The sequence below is a fragment of the Pseudomonas urmiensis genome (genome assembly GCF_014268815.2).
GTDB lineage: Bacteria > Pseudomonadota > Gammaproteobacteria > Pseudomonadales > Pseudomonadaceae > Aquipseudomonas > Aquipseudomonas urmiensis.
This window is the reverse complement of the sequence record NZ_JABWRE020000001.1, coordinates 3,924,013-3,947,854: the sequence shown is the minus strand read 5'-3', so window position 1 is coordinate 3,947,854 and position 23,842 is coordinate 3,924,013. Positions and strand designations below refer to the sequence as shown.

General features: G+C 61.6%; 25 protein-coding genes and 1 other RNA gene. 19 read left to right on the top strand and 7 right to left on the bottom strand.

The annotated features are described in order from the left end of the window. The first annotated feature begins 104 nt into the window (after positions 1–104). The 3 genes from HU737_RS17740 (at position 105) to zapE (ending at position 3,293) form a co-directional block, all read left to right on the top strand. A complete protein-coding gene (locus tag HU737_RS17740) occupies positions 105–740 on the top strand; it encodes an alpha/beta hydrolase (protein WP_186553848.1) in 636 nt (211 codons plus the stop codon). 25 nt (positions 741–765) lie between these two features. Continuing rightward, positions 766–2,115, top strand: coding sequence for a tryptophan--tRNA ligase (locus HU737_RS17735; protein WP_186553849.1), 1,350 nt, complete (start codon positions 766–768; stop codon positions 2,113–2,115). An 83-nt stretch (positions 2,116–2,198) separates the two neighbouring features. Next, positions 2,199–3,293: a cell division protein ZapE gene (zapE, locus tag HU737_RS17730; RefSeq protein WP_186553850.1), complete on the top strand. Its 1,095-nt coding sequence runs from the start codon at positions 2,199–2,201 to the stop codon at positions 3,291–3,293. Between the two features lie 59 nt (positions 3,294–3,352). Here the strand turns inward: zapE and HU737_RS17725 are convergent, their stop codons facing one another. Together HU737_RS17725 and HU737_RS17720 are read right to left on the bottom strand one after the other, a co-directional pair. Continuing rightward, positions 3,353–4,249 (bottom strand): GlxA family transcriptional regulator, encoded by an 897-nt coding sequence (locus HU737_RS17725; RefSeq protein ID WP_186553992.1) that lies wholly within the window; start codon positions 4,247–4,249, stop codon positions 3,353–3,355. A 291-nt stretch (positions 4,250–4,540) separates the two neighbouring features. Next, positions 4,541–5,581 carry an NADP(H)-dependent aldo-keto reductase gene (locus HU737_RS17720; RefSeq protein WP_186553851.1) on the bottom strand — a complete coding sequence of 347 codons (1,041 nt, stop codon included), beginning with the start codon at positions 5,579–5,581 and terminating at the stop codon, positions 4,541–4,543. A gap of 257 nt (positions 5,582–5,838) precedes the next feature. Here HU737_RS17720 and rplM point away from each other — a divergent pair, with 257 nt between their 5' ends. The 7 genes from rplM to HU737_RS17685 all read left to right on the top strand — a co-directional run bounded on the left by rplM (position 5,839) and on the right by HU737_RS17685 (position 10,709). Further along, a complete protein-coding gene (gene rplM, locus HU737_RS17715; RefSeq protein ID WP_186553852.1) occupies positions 5,839–6,267 on the top strand; it encodes a 50S ribosomal protein L13 in 429 nt (142 codons plus the stop codon). A gap of 14 nt (positions 6,268–6,281) precedes the next feature. Beyond that, positions 6,282–6,674, top strand: coding sequence for a 30S ribosomal protein S9 (gene rpsI, locus HU737_RS17710; RefSeq protein WP_186553853.1), 393 nt, complete (start codon positions 6,282–6,284; stop codon positions 6,672–6,674). Positions 6,675–6,937: 263 nt separating this feature from the next. Further along, positions 6,938–7,531 carry a ubiquinol-cytochrome c reductase iron-sulfur subunit gene (petA, locus tag HU737_RS17705; protein WP_186553854.1) on the top strand — a complete coding sequence of 198 codons (594 nt, stop codon included), beginning with the start codon at positions 6,938–6,940 and terminating at the stop codon, positions 7,529–7,531. Further along, positions 7,531–8,742 carry a cytochrome b gene (locus tag HU737_RS17700; protein ID WP_186553993.1) on the top strand — a complete coding sequence of 404 codons (1,212 nt, stop codon included), beginning with the start codon at positions 7,531–7,533 and terminating at the stop codon, positions 8,740–8,742. The genes petA and HU737_RS17700 overlap by 1 nt, the downstream gene beginning before the upstream one ends. Continuing rightward, the gene (locus tag HU737_RS17695; protein ID WP_186553855.1) at positions 8,742–9,521 is read left to right on the top strand and encodes a cytochrome c1; all 780 of its coding nucleotides are present in this window, start codon (positions 8,742–8,744) and stop codon (positions 9,519–9,521) included. Before HU737_RS17700 ends, HU737_RS17695 begins: the two co-directional genes overlap by 1 nt. A 119-nt stretch (positions 9,522–9,640) precedes the next feature. Further along, positions 9,641–10,264, top strand: coding sequence for a glutathione S-transferase N-terminal domain-containing protein (locus HU737_RS17690; RefSeq protein WP_186553856.1), 624 nt, complete (start codon positions 9,641–9,643; stop codon positions 10,262–10,264). A 10-nt stretch (positions 10,265–10,274) separates the two neighbouring features. Further along, the gene (locus HU737_RS17685; protein WP_186553857.1) at positions 10,275–10,709 is read left to right on the top strand and encodes a ClpXP protease specificity-enhancing factor; all 435 of its coding nucleotides are present in this window, start codon (positions 10,275–10,277) and stop codon (positions 10,707–10,709) included. A gap of 102 nt (positions 10,710–10,811) precedes the next feature. On the opposite strand, the gene HU737_RS17680 is transcribed toward HU737_RS17685, so the two are convergent. The 5 genes from HU737_RS17680 to HU737_RS17660 form a co-directional block, all read right to left on the bottom strand. Then, positions 10,812–11,030, bottom strand: coding sequence for a YgdI/YgdR family lipoprotein (locus tag HU737_RS17680; protein ID WP_186553858.1), 219 nt, complete (start codon positions 11,028–11,030; stop codon positions 10,812–10,814). A 114-nt stretch (positions 11,031–11,144) separates the two neighbouring features. Beyond that, positions 11,145–11,723, bottom strand: coding sequence for a BON domain-containing protein (locus tag HU737_RS17675; protein WP_186553859.1), 579 nt, complete (start codon positions 11,721–11,723; stop codon positions 11,145–11,147). Beyond that, entirely contained in the window at positions 11,720–12,313 is a 594-nt protein-coding gene (locus HU737_RS17670; RefSeq protein WP_186553860.1) for a phosphoheptose isomerase, read from the bottom strand. Before HU737_RS17670 ends, HU737_RS17675 begins: the two co-directional genes overlap by 4 nt. Before the next feature lie 88 nt (positions 12,314–12,401). Then, on the bottom strand, positions 12,402–12,773 hold the full coding sequence (locus HU737_RS17665) for a YraN family protein (protein WP_186553861.1): 372 nt from the start codon (positions 12,771–12,773) through the stop codon (positions 12,402–12,404). Beyond that, positions 12,773–14,587, bottom strand: coding sequence for a penicillin-binding protein activator (locus tag HU737_RS17660; protein ID WP_186553862.1), 1,815 nt, complete (start codon positions 14,585–14,587; stop codon positions 12,773–12,775). The genes HU737_RS17665 and HU737_RS17660 overlap by 1 nt, the downstream gene beginning before the upstream one ends. A gap of 187 nt (positions 14,588–14,774) precedes the next feature. On the opposite strand from HU737_RS17660, the gene rsmI reads away from it, so the two are divergent. From rsmI to mraY, 9 genes are all read left to right on the top strand, one after another. Then, positions 14,775–15,650 carry a 16S rRNA (cytidine(1402)-2'-O)-methyltransferase gene (gene rsmI, locus HU737_RS17655; protein WP_186553863.1) on the top strand — a complete coding sequence of 292 codons (876 nt, stop codon included), beginning with the start codon at positions 14,775–14,777 and terminating at the stop codon, positions 15,648–15,650. 152 nt (positions 15,651–15,802) lie between these two features. Then, positions 15,803–16,162, top strand: an RNA gene (gene rnpB, locus HU737_RS17650) — RNase P RNA component class A. A gap of 308 nt (positions 16,163–16,470) precedes the next feature. Further along, positions 16,471–16,926, top strand: coding sequence for a division/cell wall cluster transcriptional repressor MraZ (gene mraZ / locus HU737_RS17645; protein WP_186553864.1), 456 nt, complete (start codon positions 16,471–16,473; stop codon positions 16,924–16,926). Then, complete coding sequence (gene rsmH / locus HU737_RS17640) at positions 16,923–17,870, top strand: 16S rRNA (cytosine(1402)-N(4))-methyltransferase RsmH (protein WP_392464703.1); 948 nt, start codon at positions 16,923–16,925, stop codon at positions 17,868–17,870. The genes mraZ and rsmH overlap by 4 nt, the downstream gene beginning before the upstream one ends. Next, the gene (gene ftsL / locus HU737_RS17635; protein WP_186553865.1) at positions 17,867–18,160 is read left to right on the top strand and encodes a cell division protein FtsL; all 294 of its coding nucleotides are present in this window, start codon (positions 17,867–17,869) and stop codon (positions 18,158–18,160) included. Before rsmH ends, ftsL begins: the two co-directional genes overlap by 4 nt. Next, entirely contained in the window at positions 18,160–19,908 is a 1,749-nt protein-coding gene (locus HU737_RS17630) for a peptidoglycan D,D-transpeptidase FtsI family protein (RefSeq protein ID WP_186553995.1), read from the top strand. Before ftsL ends, HU737_RS17630 begins: the two co-directional genes overlap by 1 nt. Beyond that, positions 19,908–21,395 carry a UDP-N-acetylmuramoyl-L-alanyl-D-glutamate--2,6-diaminopimelate ligase gene (locus tag HU737_RS17625; RefSeq protein ID WP_186553866.1) on the top strand — a complete coding sequence of 496 codons (1,488 nt, stop codon included), beginning with the start codon at positions 19,908–19,910 and terminating at the stop codon, positions 21,393–21,395. Before HU737_RS17630 ends, HU737_RS17625 begins: the two co-directional genes overlap by 1 nt. Continuing rightward, complete coding sequence (locus HU737_RS17620) at positions 21,388–22,755, top strand: UDP-N-acetylmuramoyl-tripeptide--D-alanyl-D-alanine ligase (RefSeq protein WP_186553867.1); 1,368 nt, start codon at positions 21,388–21,390, stop codon at positions 22,753–22,755. Before HU737_RS17625 ends, HU737_RS17620 begins: the two co-directional genes overlap by 8 nt. Further along, on the top strand, positions 22,755–23,837 hold the full coding sequence (mraY, locus tag HU737_RS17615) for a phospho-N-acetylmuramoyl-pentapeptide-transferase (protein ID WP_186553868.1): 1,083 nt from the start codon (positions 22,755–22,757) through the stop codon (positions 23,835–23,837). The genes HU737_RS17620 and mraY overlap by 1 nt, the downstream gene beginning before the upstream one ends. Positions 23,838–23,842: the final 5 nt, after the last annotated feature.

The window sequence follows — 23,842 nt, the reverse complement described above, 5'->3', positions numbered from 1 at the left end:
AACGGCTCAGACCTGCGCTGTATACCGCGAGCGATCGCAAATATTTCAGAACAGAATTCATCAGCTAGACGAGTCGACCCCTCCTGAGGTCACGGAGTAGTGATTTGCTTATCCGCGAAACCCCTTTGTTCATCGATGGCCCCTGCGGCCAACTTGAAGCCTTGCACCTGGAAGTCGCCGAGCCGCGCGGGGTGGTATTGATCTGCCATCCCAACCCGGTCCAGGGCGGCACCATGCTCAACAAGGTGGTCTCGACCCTGCAACGCACTGCCCGTGATGCTGGATACACCACGTTACGCTTCAACTATCGTGGGGTCGGGCAAAGCGCGGGCAGCCACGACATGGGCGCAGGCGAAGTAGACGATGCCGAGGCGGTCGCCGCCTGGGTGCGTGCTACCCATCCGCACCTGCCGCTGGTGTTGATGGGCTTCTCCTTCGGCGGCTTCGTTGCCGCCAGCCTGGCCGGGCGCCTGGAGGCCACTGGTGTAACCTTGCAGCACCTGTTCATGGTCGCGCCAGCGGTGATGCGTTTGAACGCCGACTTCCCATTGCCGCAGCGCTGCCCGTTGAGCGTGATCCAGCCAGACACCGACGAGGTGGTCGATCCGCAGCTGGTTTACGATTGGTCCGACGCCCTGTCGCGCCCCCATGAGCTGCTGAAAGTGGCAGAATGCGGACACTTCTTCCATGGCAAGCTGACCGATCTGAAGGATCTGGTGCTGCCGCGTCTTTCGAACTGAGCCAAGCCTGATCAAGCGATTACCCATGACTACGCGCATTCTTACCGGTATCACCACCACCGGCACCCCGCACCTGGGCAACTACGCCGGGGCCATCCGCCCGGCGATTCTCGCCAGCCAACAGCCCGGTGCCGACTCGTTCTACTTCCTGGCCGACTACCACGCGCTGATCAAGTGCGATGACCCGCTGCGCATCCAGCGCTCGCGCCTGGAGATCGCCGCTACCTGGCTGGCCGGCGGCCTGGATCCGGACAAGGTGACCTTCTACCGCCAGTCCGACATCCCTGAGATCCCCGAGCTGACCTGGCTGCTGACCTGCGTCGCCGGTAAAGGTCTGCTCAACCGCGCCCATGCCTACAAGGCCTCGGTGGACAAGAACCTGGAAAACGGCGAAGACCCGGACGCCGGCGTGACCATGGGCCTGTTCAGCTACCCGGTGCTGATGGCCGCCGACATCCTGATGTTCAACGCCCACAAGGTGCCAGTGGGCCGTGACCAGATCCAGCACGTGGAAATGGCCCGCGATATCGGCCAGCGCTTCAACCACCTGTTCGGCCAGGGCAAGGAGTTCTTCGCCCTGCCGGAAGCGGTGATCGAAGAAAGCGTGGCTACCTTGCCAGGCCTGGACGGTCGCAAGATGTCCAAGAGCTACGACAACACCATTCCGTTGTTCAGCAGCGCCAAGGACATGAAGGACGCCATCTCGCGGATCGTCACCGACTCGCGCGCGCCGGGCGAGGCCAAGGATCCGGACAACTCGCACTTGTTCACTCTATTCCAGGCCTTCTCGACCCAGGCGCAGTCGGCCGAATTCCGTGAAGAACTGCTGCAGGGCTTGGGCTGGGGTGAGGCCAAGCAGCGCCTGTTCCAATTGCTCGATGGCCAACTGGCCGCGCCGCGTGAGCACTACCACCAGTTGATCGCGCGCCCTGCAGACCTTGAGGACATTCTCTTGGCCGGCGCCACCAAGGCGCGCAAGATCGCCACGCCATTCCTTGAGCAACTGCGTGAAGCGGTCGGCCTGCGTTCGTTCCGCACCAGCGTGCAAAGCACCGGCGAAGTGAAGAAGAAGGCTGCCAAGAGCGCCCGCTTCGTCAGCTTCCGCGATGACGACGGCAGCTTCCGCTTCCGCCTGCTGGCTGCTGACGGTGAGCAACTGCTGCTGTCGCGCAGCTTTGCCGACGGCAAGACCGCGGGCGCTGTCAGCAAGCAACTGCAGCAGGGTGGTGATGCCGATGTTCGGGTCGATGGCCTGAGCTTCTCGCTGTGGCTTGAAGGCGAGCAAGTCGCCGACGGCCCGCAGTTCGCCGACGCCACCGGCCGCGACGCAGCGCTGGTCAGCTTGCGTGCAGCACTGCAACCACAGGCAGACTGAGGCATTTCGCCGCAACTCTGATTGCCATTATGCGGGCCCGTCGCTACAGTGACGGCCCGCTTTTGTTACCTCGCTAACGAATTATGACGCCCTTAGAACGATATCAAGCAGATCTGAAACGTCCCGATTTCTTCCATGACGCGGCGCAGGAAACAGCGGTGCGTCATTTGCAGCGTCTGTACGACGATCTGGTCGCGGCGCAGAACAACAAGCCGGGCGTGTTCGGCAAGCTGTTCGGCAAGAAAGACCAGACGCCGGTCAAGGGCCTGTACTTCTGGGGCGGGGTAGGCCGGGGCAAGACTTACCTGGTGGACACCTTCTTCGAGGCCCTGCCGTTCAAAGAGAAGATGCGTACCCACTTCCACCGCTTCATGAAGCGCGTGCACGAAGAGATGCGCACGCTCAAGGGCGAGAAGAACCCGCTGACGGTGATCGCCAAGCGTTTCTCCCAGGAAGCCAAGGTCATTTGCTTCGACGAATTCTTCGTTTCCGACATCACCGATGCCATGATCCTCGGCACCTTGATGGAAGAGCTGTTCAAGAATGGCGTCTCCTTGGTGGCAACCTCCAACATCGTCCCTGACGGTCTGTACAAGGATGGTCTGCAGCGTGCGCGCTTCCTGCCGGCGATTGCCATGATCAAGCAGTACACCGACGTAGTGAACGTCGACAGCGGGGTCGACTATCGCCTGCGTCACTTGGAGCAGGCCGAACTGTTCCACTACCCACTCGACGCGGCGGCTCACGAGAGCCTGCGCCAGAGCTTCAAGGCGCTGACGCCGGAGTGCACCCAGGCCGTCGAGAACGACGTACTGATGATCGAGAATCGCGAGATCCACGCCCTGCGTACTTGCGATGACGTTGCCTGGTTCGACTTCCGCGCCCTGTGCGACGGGCCGCGCAGCCAGAACGACTACATCGAGCTGGGGAAGATCTTCCACGCCGTGTTGTTGAGCAATGTCGAGCAGATGGGCGTGACCACCGATGACATCGCCCGGCGCTTCATCAACATGGTCGATGAATTCTATGACCGCAACGTCAAGCTGATCATCTCGGCCGAGGTCGAGCTCAAGGACCTGTACACCGGAGGCCGCTTGAGCTTCGAGTTCCAGCGTACCCTGAGCCGCTTGCTGGAGATGCAGTCACACGAATTCCTGTCGCGCGCACACAAGCCCTGAGTGTGCCACTGCCCCTGTAGGAGCGGGGCAAGCCCGCTCCTACAGGGGCCTCGCTGCTTTCACGCTTCCTGCATGAACTGCTGCCGGTACTGGTTCGGCGACAATTCGGTGTGCTGGCGGAACAGCCGGGCAAAGAAGCTGGCATCGTCGTAACCCACCTCATAGCTGATGGTCTTGATGCTCTTGCGGGTGCTCGACAGCAGGCCTTTAGCCGTCTCGATGCGCAGCCGCTGCAAGTAGTGCAACGGCTTGTCGCCAGTCGCCGTCTGGAAGCGGCGCATGAAGTTGCGAATGCTCATGCCGTGGTTGCGGGCCACGTCCTCGAAGCGGAACTTGTCGGCGAAGTGCTCTTCGAGCCAGTGCTGAATCTGCAGGATGATCAGGTCCTGATGCAGCTTTTGTCCGCCAAACCCCATTCGCCCTGGGGTATAGCTGCGCTGCACTTCATACAGAATGTCACGGGCCACGGCGCGGGCGACGTTGGCCCCGCAGAAACGCTCGATCAGATAGATGTACAGATCGCAGGCCGAGGTGGTGCCGCCGGCGCAATAGAGGTTGTCAGCGTCGGTCAGGTGCTTGTCCTGATTGAGCTTCACCTTGGGGAAGCGTTCGGCGAAGCTGGCGAAGAAGCGCCAGTAGGTGGTTGCCTCCTTGCCATCGAGCAGGCCGGCCTCGGCCAGCCAGAACACGCCGCTGGCCTCGCCGCACAGTACCGCGCCACGCGCATGTTGCTCGCGTAGCCAGGGCAGGACGTGTGGGTAGCGTTGCTGGAGATTGTCGAAGTCGTCCCAGAACGCCGGGAGGATGATCACATCGGCATCGCCCAGGCCGCCATCGACCGGCACCTGCACGTTGCTGAAACTGTCCACCGGCTGGCCGTCGGGGCTTACCAGGCAGATCTCGAACATCGGTTGCAGGCCCAGGCCCAGCTGTTTGCTGTAGCGCAGGCTGGCCAGGTGGAAGAAATCCTTGGCCTGCATCAGCGTCGATGCGAACACTTTGTCGACAGCCAGAATGCTGACGCGCCGCAGTGAAGCGGAGGGTTGGGTAAACATCATTGTCATTGTTCTTATAGGGTAGAGTGGTCAATCACCGGCTGGATCGTCTTATTTTTTGGCGATTGTGTCTACCCCGGGAATCGAAGGCGATTCGGTTGGTAGGGGGAGGAGCGGGCATGCCCTGCGATGTTGGATGGATAACCGACGTCATCGCGGGGCAAGCCCGCTCCCACGCATGGAAGAAGGCAATCAGGGCGCCGGGTTAGGCTGCTCCTGATGAATCGCCTCGATCGCCGCCAGCAACTCATCACCGAGCACCAGGTCGGCGCTCGCCAGGTTGCTGTCCAACTGCTCCAGGCTGGTCGCGCCAATGATGTTGCTGGTCACGAACGGCTGACGCGTGACGAACGCCAGGGCCATCTGTGCCGGATCCAGGCCATGCTCGCGGGCCACCTGCACATACCGGCTGCAGGCTGCGACCGTCTGCGGATTGGAGTAGCGGGAAAAGCGGCTGAACAAGGTCAGGCGGCCTTGCGCCGGCCGCGCGCCATTTTCGTATTTACCCGAGAGCATGCCGAACGCCAGTGGCGAGTAAGCCAGCAGGCCGCATTGTTCGCGAATCGCCACCTCGGCCAGGCCCACCTCGAAACTGCGGTTGAGCAGGTTGTAGGGGTTCTGGATCGACACCGCCCGTGGCCAGCCGCGGCTCTCGGCCAGGTGCAGGAACTTCATCGTGCCCCACGGCGTTTCATTAGATAGGCCAATGTGGCGGATCTTGCCGGCGCGCACCTGCTCATCGAGCACCTCGAGGGTTTCTTCCAGCGGCGTGAAGTGATCTTGAGGCAGGTGCTGGTAGCCCAGCTTGCCGAAGAAGTTGGTGCTGCGCTCTGGCCAGTGCAGTTGATACAGGTCGATGCGGTCGGTCTGCAGACGTTTGAGGCTCTCATCCAGGGCGGCGACGATGTGCTGGCGGTTGTGCTTGAGCTGGCCATCACGGATATGGCTGATGCCGTTGCCGGGGCCGGCGACCTTGCTGGCGAGGATCCACTGGTCGCGATCGCGGTTGGCTGCGAACCAATTGCCGATGATTCGCTCGGTGGCGGCGTAGGTCTCCGGGCGCGGCGGCACCGGATACATTTCGGCGGTGTCGATGAAGTTGATCCCGCCGCTCTTGGCCCGGGCGATCTGCTCGAAGGCCTGCGCCTGATCGTTCTGCTCACCCCAGGTCATGGTGCCCAGGCACAGGGCGCTGACGTTGAGGTCGGTACGGCCGAGCTTGCGATGTTCCATGCGGGTGCGTCTCCTCGGGAAATAAGCCATCAAATCAGGTTGAATTTTTTTGCGCAATCTGGATAATTCTGCACCTCTGCGTTCTGCGGAAGTGATGCACCGCCTTACGAGAGTAACCCCGCCGAATATTGGACGTGCCCGACCCGAGCCCCCAATAGCGTCCGTATCCGGCTGCGCGCTTGCTTGTCAAGCTGTGCACTATCCAGTAAGATTCGCCGTCTATTTTTCGCTGGGCGGCCTCTGAGGCTTTAGAGATAATGAAAACTTTTACTGCTAAACCAGAAACAGTAAAGCGCGACTGGTTCGTCGTCGACGCCGCTGGTCAGACCCTGGGTCGTCTGGCTACCGAAATCGCTCGTCGTCTGCGTGGCAAGCACAAAGCTGAATACACCCCTCACGTTGACACCGGCGACTACATCGTCGTTATCAACGCCGAGCAGGTACGTGTCACTGGTGCCAAAACTACTGACAAGATGTACTACTCCCACTCCGGCTTCCCAGGTGGCATCAAGGAAATCAGCTTCGACAAGCTGATCGCCAAAGCCCCTGAGCGTGTCATCGAGACCGCGGTCAAAGGCATGCTGCCTAAGAACCCGCTGGGTCGCGACATGTACCGCAAGCTGAAAGTGTACGCGGGTGCTGCTCACCCACACACTGCTCAGCAGCCTCAAGAACTGAAGATCTAACGGGATAGTTCATTATGTCGGCGACTCAAAATTACGGCACTGGCCGTCGCAAGACCGCAACCGCTCGCGTTTTCCTGCGTCCAGGTACCGGTAACATCTCCATCAACAACCGTCCTCTGGACACCTTCTTCGGTCGCGAAACCGCTCGCATGGTTGTTCGCCAGCCGCTGGAGCTGACCGAGAACGTGGCCAAGTTCGACATCTACGTCACCGTTTCCGGTGGTGGTGTTAGCGGTCAAGCCGGTGCGATCCGTCACGGTATCACCCGCGCTCTGATGGCCTACGACGAAACCCTGCGTGGCGCTCTGCGTCGTGCTGGCTACGTCACCCGCGACGCTCGTGAAGTTGAGCGTAAGAAAGTGGGTCTGCGTAAAGCGCGTAAGCGTCCTCAGTACTCCAAGCGTTAATTTCGCTTCGGCAGTCGAAAAAAGCCCGGTTCTTTGGAACCGGGCTTTTTTTATGTCTTGAACTAACCTGTCAGCATGTCCGTGACCACTTGCCACATAGACGCAGATCAAGCAAAGAGAGGGTTATAGCCCAGCCAGGGGGTAATCACCTTGTCAGTGTGTGGATTTGTTTCTTACCATGGCGACCAAAATTTAGTGCCACAGACTTAACTAAATACAGGCCTGATCCAACAGGCCAAAAGCAGCTGATGGGAGAGGACTGAATGAGTAATGACGGCGTCAACGCAGGCCGGCGCCGCTTCCTCGTAGCCGCCACGTCCGTGGTGGGTGCAGCGGGGGCTGTGGGGGCTGCGGTACCGTTCGTGGGGTCATGGTTTCCCAGTGCCAAGGCGAAAGCCGCAGGTGCACCGGTGAAGGTCAATATTGCCAAGGTTGAGCCGGGCCAGCAGATGGTTGCTGAGTGGCGCGGTCAGCCGGTATTCATCGTGCGGCGAACGCAGGAGATTCTGGGGAATCTGCAGAAAATCGCCGGCGAGCTATCCGATCCCGAATCGAAGGCGTCAGTGCAGCCGACCTATGTCGACCCGCAAGTGCGTTCGATCAAGCCAGAAATTCTCATCCTCGTGGGCCTGTGTACCCACCTGGGCTGCTCGCCGACCTTCCGCCCTGAAGTGGCACCGGCTGACCTCGGTCCGAAGTGGGTAGGTGGCTACTTCTGCCCTTGCCATGGCTCCCACTACGACCTCGCGGGTCGCGTCTATAAATCGCAGCCCGCGCCTCTCAACCTGCCAGTGCCTCCGCACTCATACGAGACGGACGACATCATCGTCATCGGCGTCGATCAGGAGAACGCATGATGAGCAAGTTCATGGACTGGATTGATGCTCGCTTCCCCGCCACCAAGATGTGGGAAGACCACCTGAGCAAGTATTACGCGCCCAAGAACTTCAACTTCCTGTACTTCTTCGGCTCCCTGGCGCTGCTGGTGCTGGTCAATCAGATCGTGACCGGTGTCTGGCTGACCATGAGTTTCACCCCCTCGGCGGAAGAGGCGTTCGCCTCGGTCGAGTACATCATGCGCGATGTCGAGTACGGCTGGATCCTGCGCTACCTGCACTCCACCGGCGCTTCGGCGTTCTTCATCGTGGTCTACCTGCACATGTTCCGCGGGCTGCTCTACGGCTCCTACCAGAAGCCACGTGAGCTGGTCTGGCTGTTTGGCATGCTGATCTACTTGGCACTGATGGCCGAGGCCTTCATGGGCTACCTGCTGCCGTGGGGGCAGATGTCCTACTGGGGCGCCCAGGTGATCATCTCGCTGTTCGGCGCGATTCCGCTGATCGGCGATGACCTGACCCAGTGGATCCGCGGTGACTACCTGATTTCCGGGATTACCCTGAACCGCTTCTTCGCCCTGCATGTGATCGCCTTGCCGATCGTGATCCTGGGCCTGGTGGTGCTGCACATCCTGGCGCTGCATGAAGTGGGTTCGAACAACCCCGATGGCGTCGACATCAAGAAGAAAAAAGACGAAAACGGCATTCCGCTGGACGGCATTCCGTTCCACCCGTACTACACCGTCAAGGACATTGTCGGCGTGGTGGTGTTCCTCTTCGTGTTCTGCGCCGTGGTGTTCTTCTTCCCGGAAATGGGCGGTTACTTCCTGGAAAAACCGAACTTCGAACAGGCCAACGCGTTCAAGACCCCCGAGCACATCGCTCCAGTCTGGTACTTCACGCCGTTCTACGCGATCTTGCGTGCGGTGCCTGACAAGCTGTTCGGCGTGATCGCCATGGGCGCCGCCATCGCTGTGCTGTTCGTGTTGCCCTGGCTCGACCGCAGTCCGGTGCGCTCGATGCGTTACAAGGGCTGGTTGAGCAAGATCTGGCTGCTGGTGTTCTGTGTGTCCTTCGTCATCCTTGGCATCCTCGGTGTGCTGGCGCCTACGCCGGGTCGGACCTTGCTCTCGCAGGTCTGCACCGTGCTGTATTTCGCTTACTTCCTGCTGATGCCGTTCTACACCAGGCTTGAGAAGACCAAACCGGTTCCGGAAAGGGTGACTGGCTGATGAAAAAGCTTATTGCAGTATTGTTCCTGGCTGTGATGCCTGCCTTGTCCTTTGCCGCGGAACACGGCCTGGAGCTGGACAAGGTCGATATCGATCTGACCGACAAAGCCGCCATGCAAGATGGTGCGCGCACTTTCGCCAACTATTGCATGGGGTGCCACAGCGCCAAGTTCCAGCGTTACGAGCGGGTGGCCGATGATCTGGATATTCCGCATGAGCTGATGCTGGAGAACCTGGTGTTCACCGGGGCCAAGATCGGCGATCACATGAAGATCGGCATGCAGCCGGACGACGCCAAGACCTGGTTCGGCGCCGCGCCACCGGACCTGACCCTGGTCGCCCGGGTGCGTGGCAACGACTGGCTGTATTCTTACCTGCGCAGCTTCTACGAGGACAAGTCGCGGCCTTATGGGGTCAACAACAAGGTCTTCCCTAACGTCGGCATGCCTAACGTGCTGGTCGGCTTGCAGGGTAACCAGGTGATTGGCTGCAAGCAGGTGCAGAGTGTGGTCGATGGCAAGAAGCAGTACGACCCGCTGACGGGCAGCCCATTGACCCATGAAGCGTGTGACCAGCTGACCATCGAGCCGAAATCCGGTACCCTGACGCCCGAGCAGTTCGACGAGAAGGTCAAGAACCTGGTGACCTTCCTGGCCTATTCGGCCAACCCGGTCAAACTGGAGAGCCAGCGCATTGGTACCTATGTGTTGCTGTACCTGGCTTTCTTCTTCGTGTTCGCCTACTTGCTCAAGCGCGAATACTGGAAGGACGTGCACTGATCACGCAGTAATTTCTGGTTAGTTGAACGCGCCCTGGGGCGCTCCCCGCAGCTGCGGAGAGCCTCCCAGGGCGCGTTTGCATTTCAGTTTCACGAGCATCCCATGCGAGGAGGCGCTTCATGGGCGTAACCAACAGGTTAGCCTGCTATTCCGATCCCACTGATCACTACTCTCACCGGGTGCGCCTTGTGCTCGCCGAGAAGGGCATCAGTGTGCAGATCATCGACGTCGATCCTGGTCGTCTGCCACCCAAGCTGGTTGAAGTGAACCCCTATGCCAGCGTACCGACCTTGGTCGACCGCGATTTGGCGTTGTACGAATCGACCGTGGTCATGGAATACCTCGATGAGCGTTATCCGCATCCGCCGCTGATGCCGGTCTATCCGGTCGGGCGCGGCAACAGCCGCTTGCTCATGCATCGCATCCAGCGTGACTGGTGCGCACTGGCCGATGTGCTGCTCGACAAGCGTAGCGCCGAGGCTGCCCGCACCCAGGCGCGCAAAGAGCTGCGCGAGAGCCTGACGGGCGTTGCGCCGCTGTTCGGCGAGATGGCCTGCTTCATGAGCGAGGAGCAAAGCCTGGTCGATTGTTGTCTATTGCCCATACTCTGGCGCTTGCCGGTAATGGGTATCGAATTGCCGCGGCAAGCCAAGCCGCTGCTTGATTATATGGAGCGACAGTTTGCTCGTGAGCCTTTCCAGGCGAGCCTGTCTGCTGCTGAACGTGAAATGCGCAAGCTTTAAGGAGCCGTTGATGAACTCCAGTCGCCCCTATCTGGTTAGAGCACTGTACGAGTGGATCGTCGACAACGATTGCACGCCCCATATGCTGGTCAACGCCGAGTACCCAGCCGTCCAGGTGCCTCAGGGCTTCGCCAGTGATGGCCAGATAGTTTTGAATATTTCCCCCAGTGCAGTGCGTAGCCTGCACATGGACAACGAGGCGGTGAGCTTCGAAGGCCGCTTTGGTGGGGTTGCCCATTCGTTGTATGTGCCGATCAGCGCGATCCTGGGGATCTACGCCCGAGAGAATGGCCAGGGTATGGTCTTCGAGCTGGAGCCGCCGTTGAGCGATGATGAAGATGAGTTCGAAGACGAAGGCGTCGAGCCAGATGACGATGGTCCGCCAGAGGGTGGCGGGCAGCCGCCGCGTCCGAGTGGCCGGCCGAGTCTGAAGGTGGTCAAGTAACGAAAAAGGCGATCCGTGATGGATCGCCTTTTTTGTGTTGCCGCGTCTGACCTGTCGCGGGGCAGGCTCGCTCGTACACGTTCGTAGCGGGCTGGCGTGCTATCAGAGGTCGCTGATGGTGCGAACCTGATCCTTGTTGATGCGGGTGCGCTTGCCGTCCAGTTGCTCGAACTCGTAGAAGCCGGAGTTGCGGTCGTAGTGCGGTTGGTCCACGGCCTGGATCTCGCGACCATCGTTCAGGGTGATCAGGCTCGGGGTGGAGCAGCCGGCCAGGGTGGCGCAGGCGCCGATCAGCAGGGCGGGCAGCAGGTACTTGTTCATGCGGTGTTTCCTGAGTTGTCGAGGTGTAAGCACCGCGGGGCAAGTCCGCTCGCACGCGATTGCTCAGAGCAAGGGCGCGTGGGAGCGGGCTTGCCCCGCGATGGTAGTGGCTGATCAGTCGATGTATTCGAACAGCTTGACGATCTTCTGCACGCCAGAGACGCCCTGCACCACGTTGGTGGCGGCATTGGCTTCGTTTTGGGTGACCAGGCCCAGCAGGTAGACGATACCGTTTTCAGTGATCACCTTGATCCGCGAGCCAGGGACGTTGGCGTCACCGAGCATCGAGGTCTTGATCTTGGTAGTCAGCCAGGCATCGTTGTTGCGCGCCAGGATCGACGACGGCTGCATCACCTGCAGCTCGTTGTGGACCTTCTTGACCCGTTGCACCTGGCCTGCGGTCTGCTCGGCGAGGCTCTTGAGGTCGGCGCGTGGGGTTTGGCCGGCCAGTAGTACAACGCCGTTGTAGCTGCTCACGACAATGTGCGAACCCTTGTCCAGGTCAGGGTTGGCCTTGGCGACGTTGACCGAGACCTTGGTCTCGATCAGCGAGTCGTCGATCTTGCTGCCGATGGTACGGGTGCCGCGATCATCCTCGATGGGGTTGTCGCGGGTCGAGGTCAGTACCGAGCTGCAGCCGGAGATGCTCAGGCACAGGGTCAGGGCCATCAGGCCGAAACGCTTGGGGATCATTCTTCACTCCCGAACAGTTGGCTGTCGATCAGATCGCACAGGCAGTGGATCGCCAGCAGGTGGACTTCCTGGATCCGCGCGGTGACCGTCGAAGGCACGCGGATCTCTACATCTTCGGGCAACAGTAGCGAGGCCATGCCACCGCCGTCGCGCCCGGTCATTGCTACGACAATCATTTCGCGGTCATGTGCGGCCTGGATCGCTTGTATCACGTTGGCCGAGTTACCGCTGGTGGAAATCGCCAGCAGTACGTCGCCGGGCTGACCCAGGGCGCGGATCTGCTTGGAGAAGACTTCGTTGTAGCTGTAGTCGTTGGCGATCGAGGTAATCGTCGAGCTGTCGGTGGTCAAGGCGATCGCCGGCAGGCTTGGGCGTTCGCGCTCGAAGCGATTGAGCAGCTCGGAGGAGAAATGCTGGGCGTCGCCGGCCGAGCCGCCGTTGCCGCAGGCGAGCATCTTGCCCTCGTTGAGCAGTGCATTGACCATGACCATGCTGGCATGTTCGATGTGCGGTGCCAGGATGTCCATTGCCTGTTGCTTGGTGTCGATGCTGGCCTGAAACAGCCGGCGAATTCGGGATTGCATGTCCATCTGGTGTGACCTTAAGAGGGGCGGTGGCCTTTGCTACGCGCAACAGGGACCAGCCCGCGAAACATAGAGCAAAAAATTCGGAATGGGTTCAGCATTCGAAGGCGTTTTGCAGCCATTGCAGCGGTTGGCCTGCGTGGCCACTGCCTTGCAGAGCGACTACATCGAAGCGGCAGGGATGATTGGCCCAGCGGGACTCCTTCTGCAGGAACAGGTTGGCGGCTAGCGCCAGTCGCTTCTGCTTGCGCCCGTCGATGCTACCGAGGGCGCCGCCGAAGTCCGCGTGCAGCCGGTAGCGGACTTCGACGAATACTACTGTATCGGTGTCGAGCATGACCAGATCAAGCTCACCACCCTTGCATCGCCAGTTGCGCGTGACTAGCTGCAAACCTTGCCCTCGAAGGTACTCGAGGGCTTGGTCCTCTGCGGCTTGGCCGGCGCGGCTGGGCGATGCGTCGGGCATTAGCGCGGGGTGTCCGGCAGGCGCTTGACCTGGCCGCCAGCAAACTCTGCCCACGGCAGTTGACGTTCAATCCGCTGGTTGGCATTCATGCTCAGGCTACCCGACAGGCCTTCGACGCGGTTGTCCGGCAGTGCCTTGAGTTGGCCCAGGCGTGGCGCCAGGCTGTAGGCATCGACGCCCATCGCATACAGGCGACCCAGGCTGCCGGCAGCTTGCGGCCACTGCTGGACCACTTGTTGGCGCAGGCTGTTGCTGCTGTCGAGCAGCCAGGGCGTTTCGCAGAAGCGGATGCCGGTCATGTCGTTGTACTGGTTGACGTCACCGCTGGCGCTGTACAGGTTGGACGTGGCATAGACTGGCACGTCCCCGGCGTACTGGAAGTTCAGGGTCGGCTTGATCTGCTGGGCCTGCTGCGGCGTCGAGGCGAGGAAGATGAAGTCGATGTCCTGGCGGCGCGACGGTTGGGCGGCGATGTTGCCACCGACAGTGCTCTGCAGGCTCTTGGCGCGGCCTTCGCTCTGGCGCAGCTGGAACAGCTCGGCAATCTGTTGGGCCAGGGCGATCGGTTGAGCGATGCGCTCGGCAGCCAGCAGGGTGCCGCCATTGGCTTCCCAGTCCTTGCGGAAGGCGGCCAGTACGCGGTCGCCCCATTCGCCGCTAGGCACCAGGGCGACAGCGCGAACCATGCCATCGGCACGGGCGCGGCGCGAGACTTCGCGGGCTTCGTCTTCAGCAGCCAGGCCGAACTGGAACAGTTGTGGCGGGGCTTTCTGGCCGGCGTCGGCGTAGTTCAGGGCCAGGGTAGTGATCGGCAGCTGCGGGTAGGCGGCGAGCTTCTTCACCAGCGGCTTCTCCAGCGGGCCGATGACCAGTTGCACGCCAGCGGCCTGGGCCTGACGGTAGAAGTCGTCCAGCGAGCTGATGCGCGAGCTGTCGAAGACCTGCACCGCTGGCACCACTTGACCGGATTGCTGGGCCTGGAAGTGGGCGGCCATGAAGCCATCGCGCAGGGCGCGGGCGACACCGGCCAGTTGGCCTTCCTGAGGCAGCAGCAGGGCGATCTTGGTCAGGGGCTGGCTGGCCAGTTCCTTGAGCTTGACCAGCGCGGTCGGCAGTTGCTTGGCCGCCGGGTGCTCTGGGTTCTGAGTGCGCCAGGTATCGATGGCGGCCTGTTGTTGCTCCAGGGTGCCCGCGCTTTTCACTGCCAGGGCCAGGCTGGTCCAGCCGGCCAGGGTTTGATCGGTGCTCGGTTGCAGTTGCTCGGCCGGCAATGCGGCGACCAGTGCCCAGATCGCGTCATTGTTGGCGCTGGCGGCCTCACCGCTGAGCAGTGGCGTCAGCGCTACGCGCTGCTGGGCAGCGGCGAGGGTCTGGCCATCGGCCTCGAGCGCCGCGGCGTGCACGCTATAGGTGCGCACCTGTTGCTCTTCGGGCAGCTCGCCAAGGCGCTGCAGGCTCGGGTGGGCGAGGGCGGTCAGGGCGGCCTTGGGCTGGTTACGGCTCATGGCCAGCTCAGCGCTGAGAGTGCTGGCGAACACTTGCTGGGCAGGCTTGAGTGGATCCAGTGGCACCTGCTCGAGAATGCGTGCGGCGCGTGGGTAGTCCTTCTGCTTGTAGGCAAGGTCGGCGGCGCTCAGGCGCAGCAGGGCGGCGTCCTCCGGCGACTTGCTGTTGGCTGCCTTGTCGAGCAACTGCTCGATGCTGGCATCCGGGGTGCGCGGGAGTTCGCCCAGGCTGGATGAGGGCGAGCTGGCGCAAGCTGCCAGCAGGGCAGCGAGGCAGAGGGCTGTAAGCAGCCGCAGGCAAGCGATCATGTAAAGGTCCTGTTACTCGATCAAGTTGGCCGGCAATTGTACCCAACCACTGGCCGGGGCGCGATGTTGCTGATGCCGAACCTTCACTATAGGTCGCTTGAGGGCGTGCGCCGGTGAAGTTCATTGCGCCCTATTGCCAAGGCTCGGGCTACAATGGCGCCTTTGATCCGAAAGACAGGTGTGCGCAGTGACAGATGTAGCAGGGGCTTCGAAATCCACCACCGGTACGCTGTACGTCGTCGCCACGCCTATCGGCAACCTCGATGACATGAGCGCGCGGGCGCTCAAGGTATTGGCCGATGTCGCCCTGATCGCTGCCGAGGATACTCGCCATTCGGTGCGCCTGATGCAGCATTTCGGTATCGATACCCCCCTGGCTGCCTGTCATGAGCACAACGAGCGTGACGAAGGCGGGCGCTTCATTACCCGACTGCTGGCGGGTGACGATGTGGCGCTGGTCTCCGATGCGGGCACGCCGCTGATCTCCGATCCGGGTTATCACCTGGTGCGCCAGGCGCGTGCCGCTGGGGTCAAGGTGGTGCCAGTGCCGGGCGCTTGCGCGCTGATCGCGGCGTTGTCCGCTGCCGGGCTGCCGTCTGACCGATTCATTTTCGAAGGCTTCCTGCCAGCCAAGACCGCCGGGCGCCGCGCTCGCCTGGAACTGGTCAAGGAAGAGCCGCGCACGCTGATTTTCTATGAAGCACCGCACCGTATTCTTGAGTGCCTCGAAGATATGGAGGCCGTGTTCGGTGCTGATCGTCCGGCGTTGCTGGGACGTGAACTGACCAAAACCTTCGAGACTCTCAAGGGTTTGCCCTTGGGTGAGCTGCGCGCATTCGTCGCTGGCGACAGCAACCAGCAGCGTGGCGAGTGCGTGGTGTTGGTAGGTGGGTGGAGTGCGCCAGAGGATGAGCAGGCGATCAGTAACGAGGCGCAGCGGGTGCTGGACCTGCTGTTGGCGGAGTTGCCGCTCAAGCGTGCGGCTGCTTTGGCAGCAGAAATTACCGGTGTGCGGAAAAACCTGCTTTATCAGGCCGCGCTGGAAAAGCAAAAAGCTCAGTAATGGCTTGCTGCAATTCAATTGAGTGTTTCGAATTATTTGCTGGTGCCCGAACAGGCTTGCTCGATAATCAGCCAGTAAAGCGCGCTCGGCTTGGCGATATAGCTGCTATATCACTTGTTCTTGAGCGCGCCTGCCGTTAACCTTGTCGGCGGAGAGTCGATCGGACAGTCGCTGCCTTCTTTTGTTCCGCAAAAGAGGGGGGAGGAAAGTCCGGGCTCCATAGGGCAGAGTGCCAGGTAACGCCTGGGAGGCGCGAGCCTACGGAAAGTGCCACAGAAAATAACCGCCTAAGCACTTCGGTGCCGGTAAGGGTGAAAAGGTGCGGTAAGAGCGCACCGCACGTCTGGCAACAGTTCGTGGCTAGGTAAACCCCACTCGGAGCAAGACCAAATAGGGTTCCATTAGGCGTGGCCCGCGTCGGAACCGGGTAGGTTGCTAGAGGCGTCCAGTGATGGCCGTCGTAGAGGAATGACTGTCCTCGACAAAACCCGGCTTACAGATCGACTCTCCACCTATCCCTCCCTGCTTGAATCGATAGCAGGAACGCATTGGTAATACCGAAAAAATCTTACTCTTAATAAATCACTTTAACTTCGCACTCTATCCGACTGAGTGTGCGCGATTTTTTTCCTCAGATTTACCCGCCGATACTCCTTCTTCCTCTCATTGTTACGCTAAATCGCCGTCCTGTAAGGGATTTCCCTACGAGCGTGCCTTGACGGTGTGGCGGGCGGATTCCTATAGTGTGCGCAAGTGGCAGAAAGTGGGATGAAGTGGGTTTTCTGACACAAAAACGCTAACATTGTGGGGAATCGCAGCCGTGTTCCGCGGAGCCAACGCCGTCAGCCTCGATGCAAAGGGCAGACTCGCCATGCCGAGTCGGTACCGTGACGAGCTCGATTCGCGTTGCCAAGGGCAGTTGATCGTGACCATTGATGCGGTCGATCCCTGCATTTGCGTATACCCCCTCGATGAGTGGGAACAGATAGAAGCCAAGTTGCGCGCCTTGCCGTCGTTGCGTGAGGAAAACCGCCGCCTCCAGCGTTTGCTGATCGGTAATGCGGTTGACCTGGAGCTCGATGGCAGTGGGCGTTTCCTGGTACCGCCCCGCCTGCGTGAGTACGCCAAGCTCGACAAGAAGGCGATGTTGGTGGGGCAGCTGAACAAATTCCAGCTGTGGGATGAGGATGCCTGGAACGCAGTTTCGGCAGCCGATCTTGCAGCTATCCAACAACCGGGCGCCATGCCTGATGAATTGCGTGACCTGATCCTGTGACGATAGATAGCGGCTTCAACCACATCACCGTGCTACTCGACGAAGCTGTCGAGGCACTGGCCCTGCGCGACGATGGTTGCTATCTCGATGGCACCTTCGGCAGGGGTGGTCACAGCCGCCTGATTCTCAGCAAGTTAGGGCCGCAGGGCCGGCTGCTGGGGTTCGACAAAGATCCACAAGCGATTGCCACCGGGCAAGCGCTGGCGGCCGAAGACGGCCGCTTCGTCATTGTGCAACGCAGCTTTGCCGAGCTGGGCCAGGAAGTGGCCGAGCGCGGCCTGGCGGGCAAGGTCAGCGGCGTGCTGCTTGACCTGGGCGTGTCCTCGCCGCAGCTCGATGACCCTGAGCGCGGCTTCAGCTTCCTCAACGACGGCCCGCTGGACATGCGCATGAACCCTGCCCAGGGCATCAGCGCTGCCGAGTTCATTGCCACTGCCCCGGTCGAAGAAATCGCCCGCGTCTTCAAGGAATATGGCGAAGAGCGTTTCTCCGGGCGTATGGCCCGTGCCGTGGTCGAGCGCCGCGAAAAACAGCCGTTCACCCGTACCGCCGACCTTGCCGAAGTGCTCAAGGTCGCCAACCCAGCCTGGGAAAAGGGCAAGAACCCGGCGACCCGCGCCTTCCAGGGCCTGCGGATTCACGTCAACAACGAGCTGGGCGATCTTGAAGCCGGTCTTGAAGCGGCGCTCGATGCGCTGCAAGTCGGTGGCCGCCTGGTGGTGATCAGCTTCCACTCTCTGGAAGACCGTATCGTCAAGCTGTTCATGCGCAAACTGGTCAAGGGCGAGGCAGACAACTTGCCGCGCAACCTGCCGGTGCAGCACAAAGTCTTCGAGCCGAAGATCCGCTTGATCGGCAAGGCGCAGTTCGCCTCCGATGCCGAACTCAAGGCCAACCCGCGGGCGCGCAGCGCCGTCATGCGGGTGGCGGAGAAGTTGCGGTGAGCCGGCTATTTGCCAAACCTTTGCCAGGCGGTAGCTTCCTGATGCTCCTGCTGTTTGTCGGTGTGCTGGTTTCAGCGATCGCCGTGTCCTACAGCGCGCACTGGAATCGCCAGTTGCTCAATGCCCTGTACGGCGAACTGAGCGAGCGCGACAAAGCCCAGGCCGAATGGGGCCGGTTGATTCTTGAGCAAAGCACCTGGACTGCCCACAGCCGCATCGAGAGCCTGGCCAGCGAGCAGTTGAAGATGCGCGTGCCTGCCGCTGACGAAGTGCGGATGGTGGCGCCATGATGAAGCTCGAAGGCGCACTCTACCCCTGGCGCTTCCGCGTCGTGATCGCTTTGCTGGCACTGATGGTCGGCGCCATTTGCTGGCGGATCATCGATCTGCAGGTGGTCGATCGTGCCTTCCTCAAGGGCCAGGGCGATGCGCGCAGCCTGCGCCATATCCAGATTCCGGCACACCGTGGGCTGATCACCGACCGCAACGGCGAACCGCTGGCGGTGAGTACCCCGGTCACCACCTTGTGGGCCAACCCCAAGGAAATGCAGCCCTACAAAGACCGTTGGGCGCAATTGGCTGCCGTGCTCGGGCAAAACCCGCAGCAGTTGACCGAGCGTCTTACCCAGCAGGCCAACAAAGAATTCATCTACCTGGTACGCGGCCTCACCCCAGAGCAAGGCCAGCAAGTGCTGGACCTGAAAGTCCCGGGTGTCTACGGCATGGAAGAGTTCCGCCGTTTCTACCCGGCCGGTGATGTCACCGCGCATATGGTCGGCTTTACCGACCTGGACGACCACGGCCGCGAAGGGGTGGAACTGGCCTACGACGAATGGCTGGCCGGGGTGCCCGGCAAGCGCCAGGTGATCAAGGACCGGCGCGGCCGGCTGATCAAAGACATCCAGGTAACCAAAAACGCCAAGGCCGGAAAGACCTTGGCGTTGTCGATAGACCTGCGCCTGCAATACCTGGCCACCCGCGAGCTGCGTAACGCTATCGCCGAACAGGAAGCCAAGGCCGGCAGCCTGGTGATCATGGACGTCAAGACCGGCGAAGTGCTGGCCATGGTCAACCAGCCGACCTACAACCCGAACAACCGTCGCAGCATGTTCCCGGCCGCCATGCGCAACCGGGCGATCATCGACGTGTTCGAGCCAGGCTCGACAGTCAAGCCGCTGTCGATGAGCGCCGCCCTGCAAAGCGGGCGCTGGAAGCCGACCGACAAGGTCGAGGTCTACCCGGGCAGCCTGCAGATTGGCCGCTACACCATCAAGGACGTGTCGCGCAGCGAGGGCCCGATCCTCGACCTGACCGGCATCCTGATCAACTCCTCCAACGTAGGCATGAGCAAGATCGCCTTCGATATCGGCGGTGAAGCCATCTACCGGGTCATGTCGCAGCTGGGCCTGGGGCAGTACACCGGCCTGGGCTTCCCGGGCGAGCGCGTGGGTAACCTGCCTAACCACCGTGAATGGCGCAAGGCCGAGACTGCGACCCTGTCGTACGGCTACGGTCTGTCGGTCACCGCGCTGCAACTGGTGCACGCCTACGCCGCCTTGGCCAACGACGGCAAGATGGTGCCGCTGAGCATCGTCAAGGTCGACAAGACCCCTGAGTCCACCCAAGTGGTGCCCAAGGAGACCGCCGAAACCATCCAGGGCATGCTCCAGCAGGTCATTGAAGCGCCGCGCGGTGTATACCGGGCGCAGGTGCCGTTCTATCACGTCGGTGGCAAGTCCGGTACCGCGCGTAAGGCGACCGTCGGCTCCAAGGGCTACACCGAAAACGCCTACCGTTCGCTGTTCGCCGGCTTCGGCCCGATGAGCGATCCGCGTTATGCGATCGTCGTGGTCATCGATGAGCCGAGCAAGGGTGGCTACTTCGGCGGCCTGGTCTCGGCGCCGGTCTTTAGCAAAGTGATGTCGGGCACCCTGCGCCTGATGAACGTACCGCCAGACAACCTGCCGCCGCCTGCACCCGCAACGCCTGCCGCGCCGCAGCAGGTCAACGCCGCAGTCGCCAAAGGAGGGCGTGGTTGATGACAATGCCACTGAGCAAGCTGTTCGCCCATGCCAGCCGCGATCCGCTGATCCGTGAGTTGACCCTGGACAGCCGCGCCGTGCGTCCAGGCGACCTGTTCCTGGCTGTGCCAGGGGCCAAGGTCGACGGCCGCGACCACATCGCCGATGCCTTGGCCCGTGGCGCTGCCGCCGTTGCCTATGAAGAGCAGGGTGCAACCGTACTGCCGATCACTGACGCGCCGCTGATCCCGGTCAAGGGCTTGATCGCCCAGCTGTCGGAGATTGCCGGGCGTTTCTACGGCGAGCCGAGCCGTCAGCTCAATCTGATTGGCGTCACCGGCACCAACGGCAAGACCAGCGTTACCCAGTTGCTGGCGCAGGCGCTCGATGCGTTGGGTCAGCGTTGCGGGCTGATCGGCACGCTTGGCACCGGATTCTACGGCGAACTGCAGAGCGGTCGCCTGACCACGCCTGACCCGATTGCCGTGCAGGCGACCCTATACGACCTGAAGAAAGCCGGTGGCAAGGCCGTGGCCATGGAAGTCTCGTCGCATGCGCTGGAGCAGGGCCGGGTTGCCGCGCTCGCCTTCGACATCGCGGTGATGACCAACCTGTCGCGTGACCACCTGGACTACCACGGCAGCATGCAGGCCTATGAAGCGGCCAAGGCCAAGTTGTTCGCCTGGCCCAACCTGCGCGCCCAAGTGGTCAATCTGGACGATGAGTTCGGTCGCCGCCTGGCGGCCGATTTCGCCCGCAAGCCGGCTGCCGATCACGTCGAAACGCGCCTGCTCAGCTATAGCCTGGAAAACCCCGAGGCTTCGTTGTTCTGCCGCGAAGCCACGTTCGACGACGATGGCGTGCGTGCCATCCTGGTGACGGCGCAAGGTGAAAGCATCCTGCGCAGCCAGCTGCTGGGGCGCTTCAACCTGAGCAACATGCTCGCGGCGGTCGCCGCTTTGCTCGCCCTGGACTACTCGCTCGACGAAATCCTCAAGGTCACGGCGAAACTGCAAGGCCCGGTCGGGCGCATGCAGCGTTTGGGTGGCGGCGACAAGCCGTTGGTCGTGGTCGACTACGCGCACACGCCCGACGCCTTGGAAAAAGTCCTCCAAGCCCTGCGCCCACATGCTCATGGCAAGCTGCTGTGCCTGTTCGGCTGCGGCGGCGACCGTGACCGTGGCAAGCGTCCACTGATGGCCGAAGTGGCCGAGCGCCTGGCGGATCGCGTGCTGGTCACCGACGACAACCCGCGTACTGAAGATCCTGCGTTGATCTTCGACGATATCCGCCCTGGTTTCGCCCAACCTGGTGCCGTCGAATTCGTCGCCGGCCGTGGCGCGGCCATTGCCCACCTGATCGCCACCGCCGCAGCCGACGATGTCATCGTCCTGGCCGGCAAGGGGCACGAGGACTACCAGGAGATCAACGGCGAGCGCCACGATTTCTCCGACCTGGTCGAAGCCGAAAAGGCACTAGCAGCCTGGGAGGCTCCACATGCTTAAGCCCATGACCCTTAGCCAACTGACGGCGCCACTGCAAGCGCGCCTGGTGGGTACTGACATCAGCTTCAGCGGGGTCAGCATCGACAGTCGCACGGTCACCAATGGCCAGCTGTTCGTCGCGCTCGCCGGACCACGTTTCGATGGTCACGATTATCTGGCCGACGTGAAGGCCAAAGGCGCCGTGGCGGCTCTGGTCGAGCGCGAAGTTGCCGATGTCGATCTGCCGCAGTTGGTCGTCGCCGACTGCCGCCTGGCCCTCGGCCAGCTCGGTGCGCTGAACCGCGCCGCCTTCGACAAGCCGGTCGCAGCCATTACCGGTTCCAGCGGCAAGACCACGGTCAAGGAACTGCTGGCCGCCATCTTGCGCACGCGCGGGCCGGTGTTGGCCACCCGTGGCAACCTCAACAATGATCTCGGTGCGCCGCTGACCCTGCTGGAAATCGGCGCCGAGCATACGGCGGCAGTGATCGAGCTGGGCGCTTCGCGCATCGGCGAGATCCGCTACACCGTTGGCCTGACCCAGCCGCAGGTGGTCATCATCAATAACGCCGGCACCGCCCATGTCGGTGAGTTCGGTGGTCCGGAAAAAATCGTCGAAGCCAAGGGCGAGATCCTTGAAGGCCTGGGCGAGGGCGGCACGGCCATTCTCAACCTGGACGACAAGGCCTTTGCGATCTGGCAAAAACGTGCCGGCAACCACGCCATCCTCAGTTTTGCCTTGGCTAACAGCCAGGCAGATTTCCACGCCAGCGACGTCGGTCGCGACGAGCGCGGTTGCCCATCGTTCACCCTGCACGGTCCGGCCGGTTCGGTCCCGGTGCAGTTGAACCTGCTCGGCACCCACAACGTCAGCAATGCCCTGGCCGCGGCCGCCGCCGCGCATGCCCTGGGGGTCAGCCTGCCGGGGATCGCCGCTGGCTTGAACGCGGTGCAGCCGGTCAAGGGACGTACCGTGGCGCAAGTTGCGCCCAATGGCGTGCGGGTCATCGACGACAGCTACAACGCAAATCCCACCTCGATGTGCGCCGCCATTGATATACTCGCCGGCTTTTCCGGACGCACCGTCCTGGTGCTCGGGGATATCGGCGAACTGGGTCAATGGGCGGAGGAAGGCCACCGGCAGGTGGGCGACTACGCACGCGGCAAGGTCGACGCCTTGTACGCGGTAGGGACCAACATGACACATGCGGTCGAGGCGTTCGGCGCCAATGGCCGTCATTTCGCTACTCAAGCTGAGCTGATCGACGCCGTTCGCGGTGAGAGCGCCAGCGACACCACTATCTTGATCAAGGGCTCGCGCAGCGCTGCGATGGAAAACGTCGTGGCGGCATTGTGTGGTGCCAGCGGGGAGAAACATTAATGCTTTTGCTGTTGGCTGAGTATCTGCAGCAGTTCCACAAAGGCTTCGCGGTCTTCCAGTACCTGTCCCTGCGCGGGATTCTCGGGGTACTGACTGCGTTGTCGCTGTCGCTGTGGCTGGGCCCGTGGATGATTCGTACCCTGCAAGTCCGTCAGATCGGTCAGGCTGTGCGCAATGACGGCCCGCAATCGCACCTGTCCAAGTCCGGCACCCCGACCATGGGCGGTGCCTTGATCCTGTCTGCCATCGCCATCAGCACCTTGCTCTGGGCTGACCTGACCAACCGCTATGTCTGGGTGGTGCTGATCGTCACCCTGCTGTTCGGCGCCATCGGCTGGGTCGACGACTACCGCAAGGTGATAGAGAAGAACTCGCGTGGCCTGCCGAGCCGCTGGAAGTACTTCTGGCAATCGGTGTTCGGCCTGGGCGCGGCGATCTTCCTCTACATGACCGCGCCGACCAGCGTCGAGACCACGCTGATCGTGCCGTTCGTCAAGGACCTGACCATCCCCCTGGGGATCGGCTTCGTGGTGCTGACCTATTTCGTCATCGTCGGTTCGAGCAACGCGGTCAACCTGACTGACGGCCTCGATGGCCTGGCGATCATGCCGACGGTGATGGTCGGCGGTGCACTGGGCATCTTCTGCTACCTGTCGGGTAACGTGAAGTTCGCCGAGTACCTGTTGATTCCGTACGTGCCGGGCGCCGGCGAGCTGATCGTGTTCTGCGGCGCGCTGATCGGTGCGGGCCTGGGCTTCCTGTGGTTCAACACCTATCCGGCCCAGGTATTCATGGGCGACGTCGGCGCACTGGCGCTGGGCGCAGCGCTTGGCACCATCGCCGTGATCGTGCGCCAGGAAATCGTGCTGTTCATCATGGGCGGTGTGTTCGTCATGGAAACCCTGTCGGTGGTGATCCAGGTCGCCTCCTTCAAGTTGACCGGCAAGCGCGTGTTCCGCATGGCACCGATCCACCACCACTTTGAACTCAAGGGTTGGCCTGAGCCACGGGTGATCGTCCGCTTCTGGATTATCACGGTGATTCTGGTGCTGATCGGCCTTGCAACCCTGAAACTGAGGTAGACGAG

Excerpts from the sequence above, each read along its gene's own strand:
- petA (WP_186553854.1), top strand. The coding sequence starts at position 6,938 with ATGAGTAATGACGGCGTCAACGCAGGCCGGCGCCGCTTCCTCGTAGCC.
- mraY (WP_186553868.1), top strand. The coding sequence starts at position 22,755 with ATGCTTTTGCTGTTGGCTGAGTATCTGCAGCAGTTCCACAAAGGCTTC.
- HU737_RS17670 (WP_186553860.1), bottom strand. The coding sequence starts at position 12,313 with ATGGACATGCAATCCCGAATTCGCCGGCTGTTTCAGGCCAGCATCGAC.
- HU737_RS17675 (WP_186553859.1), bottom strand. The coding sequence starts at position 11,723 with ATGATCCCCAAGCGTTTCGGCCTGATGGCCCTGACCCTGTGCCTGAGC.
- HU737_RS17630 (WP_186553995.1), top strand. The coding sequence starts at position 18,160 with ATGAAGCTCGAAGGCGCACTCTACCCCTGGCGCTTCCGCGTCGTGATC.
- HU737_RS17625 (WP_186553866.1), top strand. The coding sequence starts at position 19,908 with ATGACAATGCCACTGAGCAAGCTGTTCGCCCATGCCAGCCGCGATCCG.
- HU737_RS17685 (WP_186553857.1), top strand. The coding sequence starts at position 10,275 with ATGAACTCCAGTCGCCCCTATCTGGTTAGAGCACTGTACGAGTGGATC.
- HU737_RS17735 (WP_186553849.1), top strand. The coding sequence starts at position 766 with ATGACTACGCGCATTCTTACCGGTATCACCACCACCGGCACCCCGCAC.
- HU737_RS17680 (WP_186553858.1), bottom strand. The coding sequence starts at position 11,030 with ATGAACAAGTACCTGCTGCCCGCCCTGCTGATCGGCGCCTGCGCCACC.
- zapE (WP_186553850.1), top strand. The coding sequence starts at position 2,199 with ATGACGCCCTTAGAACGATATCAAGCAGATCTGAAACGTCCCGATTTC.
- HU737_RS17660 (WP_186553862.1), bottom strand. The coding sequence starts at position 14,587 with ATGATCGCTTGCCTGCGGCTGCTTACAGCCCTCTGCCTCGCTGCCCTG.
- HU737_RS17695 (WP_186553855.1), top strand. The coding sequence starts at position 8,742 with ATGAAAAAGCTTATTGCAGTATTGTTCCTGGCTGTGATGCCTGCCTTG.
- HU737_RS17690 (WP_186553856.1), top strand. The coding sequence starts at position 9,641 with ATGGGCGTAACCAACAGGTTAGCCTGCTATTCCGATCCCACTGATCAC.
- HU737_RS17620 (WP_186553867.1), top strand. The coding sequence starts at position 21,388 with ATGCTTAAGCCCATGACCCTTAGCCAACTGACGGCGCCACTGCAAGCG.
- rplM (WP_186553852.1), top strand. The coding sequence starts at position 5,839 with ATGAAAACTTTTACTGCTAAACCAGAAACAGTAAAGCGCGACTGGTTC.
- HU737_RS17720 (WP_186553851.1), bottom strand. The coding sequence starts at position 5,581 with ATGGAACATCGCAAGCTCGGCCGTACCGACCTCAACGTCAGCGCCCTG.
- rpsI (WP_186553853.1), top strand. The coding sequence starts at position 6,282 with ATGTCGGCGACTCAAAATTACGGCACTGGCCGTCGCAAGACCGCAACC.
- HU737_RS17700 (WP_186553993.1), top strand. The coding sequence starts at position 7,531 with ATGAGCAAGTTCATGGACTGGATTGATGCTCGCTTCCCCGCCACCAAG.
- HU737_RS17665 (WP_186553861.1), bottom strand. The coding sequence starts at position 12,773 with ATGCCCGACGCATCGCCCAGCCGCGCCGGCCAAGCCGCAGAGGACCAA.